Genomic DNA, 4,335 nt, shown 5'->3' on the forward strand with positions numbered 1-4,335 from the left:
AAACGTAGCGTATAAATAGACGCTAAACTTTCGGATTATGCACGAGCCGAATTTTTTAATTTTCTTTTTATCTTATTTTCTCAAAAAGCCAAATTAAAAAATTTGGCGGACTTCGCAAATATACAAAAACCTCTAGGAAAGCCTGTAATAGCTATGTTTTATATACGTTGTTGTGCTTAGTGTTTTTCCGCACGTAATTTCAATTCCCGATTCATTTGTTCAAAGCCATTCTTGGTATCCTTGTCCAAACTCTTGGCAAATAAGTTGACTAATATTCCGCTAAAATTTTCGCTCTGCTCAAAGTTGGTCGTTCCATTTCCGTTGTCTATCAGTTTGAATTTATGTTCTCCGTCAAAAAGTCCTTTGAACCAAAGATGACCAAGCCACTTTAATTCTGTATTTTCATTCAAGGTCAATACGACAGGTTTAAATGTCATTCCTTGCAATTTTATTACGATTTGATTTCCAACTTTTACGTCTCCAGAAACCGACTTAATAAACGAATTCCATTCGGGATAATTCTCAAAGTCCGTTAATATTTTCCAAACTCTTTCTTTACTTGCGTTTATCGTAATCGATGTTTTAATTTGCTTTGCCATAATTTTTAATTTATCTGACAAAGTTCGTTTCAATTTATGCTTTTGCTCTTGACAAAAATCAAGAAATCTTTTTGTTTCTTATTCGGCTGAAAGTTTCGGGCGACATTCCCAGCATTGAAGCAAGATATTGCAATGGAACTTGGTTAAAAAGCTCTTTATTGTTCTTAAAAAGTTTGTCGTAACGTTCTTCGGCACTTAGTGATAAATGACTGAAAACTCTATCTTCTAATTGAACGAAACAACCTGCAATGAACTGTTTTTCCATTTCAGCCCAATTCGGAACTAAATTGTTCAAAAGTGCGTAATTCTCTTTGTCGATTGTATAAAGTTCGCAGTCGGTTAATGCTTGGATATTCCATTTTGCTCGCTGTTTAAAAGTAAAACTGTATAAATCCGTTATGAAATAACCTTTTGTTGAAATCCATTGCGTAATCTCTTTGTCATTGGTGTTTGCAAAAACTCGAATAAAACCACTTCTTACAAAACTCAGTTTTTCGCAATATTGACCAGATTTTGTAAAAAATTCTCCTTTTTTGAGCTCAGATTCTTTGAACAAGGACGTTATTTTGTCCATATTTTGGTTTGTGATTCCAAAGTAGGAAGTAATATATTTCTGTAATTCTGTCAATTTCCTGAATGTTTTTTTACATTAAGCACAACGTTGTTGTGTATACTGAATATTTTAAAAAATCTCCATCAAGAAGACTATCTTTAAAAGTTAATTTGCTGACTTTAGATTTAAGAATAATATCATTGTCTTTTTTTAATATTATTTCAGTTATTTGATCGTGATAAATGTCTTTATAAATGATAGGTTTATTTATATCGTTTATTCGAACAATTGAGCTATCGTTTAGAGAATATGTTTTTAATTCAAGTTTGTGGATTTCATTTCCGATTTTCAATTCTTGATTAGTTCGGATAGTATCGAAGTCCGTTTGCCAATAAACAACTGTTGTGTCCATTTTTTTTGGTTCAGATTTCTGTTCTACTTTAAATTCCGTTTTTGACTTAAAGTCAGATTGAGTCTTCTCCGACTTTTTTCTGTCGCAACTCAATAAACAAAGCGAAAATGTCAATATTAAAATCAGAAGTTTTTTCATTTTTTCGGTTTTCAACTGTTTGGTAACGGTCTTGTATATGTGGCTATTTCGGAGTGATGGTGCCACCTGTTTCGGTCAAACCGTGCCACTTTGAAAGATCTTGCAATTATATAAAAAATTATTGTTATTCGTTCTTTAAAGCTCCCTTTCTTAAGGATTCCCCTTTGAGGTCGATCCTGTGGGATGAGTTTACGATCCTGTCCAGGATTGCATCAGCTATGGTTCCTTCTCCAATGATGTCATACCAGGCGGAGACTGGTATTTGAGATAAGATGATGGTGGAGGATCGGTTGTAACGGTCATCGATTATATCCATAAGTGATTCTCTTGCATGGTTGTCAAAACCTTGCAGACCAAAGTCATCCAGGATAAGCAGATCTGCCTTTAGGAGCTTTGCCAGTTCTTTTAGATAGGTTCCATCGGCCTTGCTGAGCTTCAGTCTTTTTAATAAACGGGCCGTGTTGGCATAGATGGTGCGATATTCCATCATGCACGCCTGGTGCCCCAGGGCCTGGGCCAGATAACTTTTTCCAACTCCGGAGGCACCGGTCATAATAATATTCTCTTTTCGTTTCATAAAATCCAGACAGCCCAGACGCAGGAACATGTTCCTGTCCAGATTGCGCTGTTGGGCGTAGTCCACTTCCGCCAGATCGGCCTGTCCACGGAAGGATGCCTGCTTGAGGAGCCTTTGGATCTTTCGATCCTTATGGTCCTCCCACTGATGGTCCGTGAGCAATGCCAAGTATTCATCGGCCGTAAGATCCGGTGTGCGATTTTCCTTGATATGCAGCAGGTGTAAGTCTGCCATGGCACCTAGGCGCATTTGTTTTAGTTTTTCAACGGTTTGATTGTTGTTCATAATTATAGAGTTTATTGGTTACATATTTATTGATAGGCCGAAGCTCCCCGGAGATTCTCATGTACGGGGATATGAGGTTTGTCTTGTTCTAGATCTTGGTAGAACAGGGAAGACCGGTCCAGGTTGTTTTTCAGGATATTCTTGATGCGCTGGTATGCGACCGCATCTGCCTGTATGGCCCTTTTGCATGCGCTGTCCAAGCGTTGTGAGCCAAAGGCTCTGTGCAACTGGATAAGTCCCATGGCACGCTTGTAACCGATCTCGGGGTAATCTCCCGAGGCAATGATGGTATCAATACAGGCCACTACATTTTCCCCGTGCAGGGCAGCTTTCTTTTTAAAAAATTCAGGGCTCCAGTCCACATAATATTTGTGGGTACTGCTCAGGTGGTCACGATTTGTGTTGTAGTTTCCCTTACTGGGATTACGCTGGTGCAGGGCTATCCGCTGATGGTTGTAATACACTTCCACAGTCGTGGCGGTATAATGGATCTGGGTCTGCTTGCCGATGTAGCGGTAGGGTACGCTATAATAACTTTTATCTGGCGAGAAGTACACATATCCCATCTTCTGCACCTTTGCACGGCAATAGTCCTTGAGCTGGTAGGGACTTAGTGGAAGTGATTTTAAATGGCCTTTTTCTATGGACTGGAAGAGCTCCAGACGGCTGGCCTGTTTCCTTTTGAACAGTAGATTGTTATAGGCTGTCAACAGCTTGCGGATCTCTTTGTTGAGCTCGCTTAGGGAGAAGAAGGTCATATTGCGCAAGGGATAATAGATGCGCTGATAGGCAAGATGGACAGCATTCTCTACAAGGGCCTTGTCCTGCGGGGAGTATCCACGGGTCGGGTTGATCACACAGTTGTAGTGCCTGGCAAAGTCCTTAAAACTGCGGTTGATATCCGCCTCATAACGACTGGCACGGGTTACGGCCGACTTTAGATTATCGGAGACGATGGCCTTGGGCACCCCGCCATAAAACTCCAGGGCATGGCCACAGCATGTGATAAGATCGGCTCTCTTTTGGCTATGGCAGGCTTCCACATAGGTGTACTGGCTGTTGGGCAGGATGGCCACAAAGACCTCCACCGCAATGAGCTCCCCGGTGGCCCGGTCCACGATCTGCAGCTTCTTGCCCGCATAGTCCACATACATCTCATTGCCCGGATCGTGCTCCAGTTTCATTGATCCCCTGACCTTTGAGTATTTACGGTTGTAATGCTCCATGAACTGGGTATAACTATAGGGTTCTTTGGCATGTTGCACATATTCCTGGTAGTGGAACAGAAAGGTAAAACCGGGATGGTTCCGGGCTTTGTTGATCCCGTCAAAATACAGCATTAGCTCACCGTAACGGGGATTGGCTATCGTGGTACTGGAAGGAAAGAGTGCCTCCAGGGCAGCATTGTCGCGGGCCAACAGTTCCTCAGGGGAACGGTCACTGGCCTTGAACAGCTGCATATAATTGTTTACCGTGTTGCGGGATATCCCCAGGGTAGCGCCTATTTTACGGTTGCTGAACCCATCTAGGTGCAGGGAAATGATTTGTTTTAAGTCCATTGGATCAAGTGTGTTGGCCATATCGCACGTTTTTTGGCGACAAGGTAATTATTACTTGATCTTTCAAAGCGCTGCGGTGAGCGAGGTCGAACTGTGGCACAAATCGAACCGATATAGACTTTTACCACACAGGCAAAAGTGGCACAGTTTGAACCGAAATGCCTGGCACTATGAAACCGAAATCACTGGCACAAATCGAACCGAAGTATCCA

General features: G+C 41.7%; 5 protein-coding genes. All 5 read right to left on the minus strand.

Annotation, left to right across the window (positions count from 1 at the left end; genetic code table 11):
* Positions 1-176 precede the first annotated feature (176 nt).
* The 5 genes from A9996_RS19045 to istA all read right to left on the minus strand — a co-directional run bounded on the left by A9996_RS19045 (position 177) and on the right by istA (position 4,144).
* Positions 177-599, minus strand: coding sequence for an SRPBCC domain-containing protein (locus A9996_RS19045; RefSeq protein ID WP_066438882.1), 423 nt, complete (start codon positions 597-599; stop codon positions 177-179).
* A 58-nt stretch (positions 600-657) separates the two neighbouring features.
* Positions 658-1,173, minus strand: a complete 516-nt coding sequence (locus A9996_RS19050; RefSeq protein ID WP_211272668.1) for a Crp/Fnr family transcriptional regulator — start codon at positions 1,171-1,173, stop codon at positions 658-660.
* Between the two features lie 70 nt (positions 1,174-1,243).
* A complete protein-coding gene (locus tag A9996_RS19055; protein WP_066439078.1) occupies positions 1,244-1,702 on the minus strand; it encodes a hypothetical protein in 459 nt (152 codons plus the stop codon).
* 124 nt (positions 1,703-1,826) lie between these two features.
* Positions 1,827-2,564, minus strand: a complete 738-nt coding sequence (gene istB, locus A9996_RS19060) for an IS21-like element helper ATPase IstB (protein ID WP_066431887.1) — start codon at positions 2,562-2,564, stop codon at positions 1,827-1,829.
* 26 nt (positions 2,565-2,590) lie between these two features.
* Positions 2,591-4,144, minus strand: a complete 1,554-nt coding sequence (gene istA, locus A9996_RS19065) for an IS21 family transposase (RefSeq protein WP_066431889.1) — start codon at positions 4,142-4,144, stop codon at positions 2,591-2,593.
* Between the last annotated feature and the right edge of the window lie 191 nt (positions 4,145-4,335).

The sequence above is a fragment of the Gelidibacter algens genome, assembly GCF_001678675.1.
In the GTDB taxonomy this organism is placed as follows: Bacteria; Bacteroidota; Bacteroidia; order Flavobacteriales; family Flavobacteriaceae; genus Gelidibacter; species Gelidibacter algens.

What these genes read in the sequence shown, in the direction of transcription:
- A9996_RS19055 (WP_066439078.1), bottom strand. Translation starts at nt 1,702, where the DNA reads ATGAAAAAACTTCTGATTTTAATATTGACATTTTCGCTTTGTTTATTG.
- istB (WP_066431887.1), bottom strand. Translation starts at nt 2,564, where the DNA reads ATGAACAACAATCAAACCGTTGAAAAACTAAAACAAATGCGCCTAGGT.
- istA (WP_066431889.1), bottom strand. Translation starts at nt 4,144, where the DNA reads ATGGCCAACACACTTGATCCAATGGACTTAAAACAAATCATTTCCCTG.
- A9996_RS19050 (WP_211272668.1), bottom strand. Translation starts at nt 1,173, where the DNA reads ATGGACAAAATAACGTCCTTGTTCAAAGAATCTGAGCTCAAAAAAGGA.
- A9996_RS19045 (WP_066438882.1), bottom strand. Translation starts at nt 599, where the DNA reads ATGGCAAAGCAAATTAAAACATCGATTACGATAAACGCAAGTAAAGAA.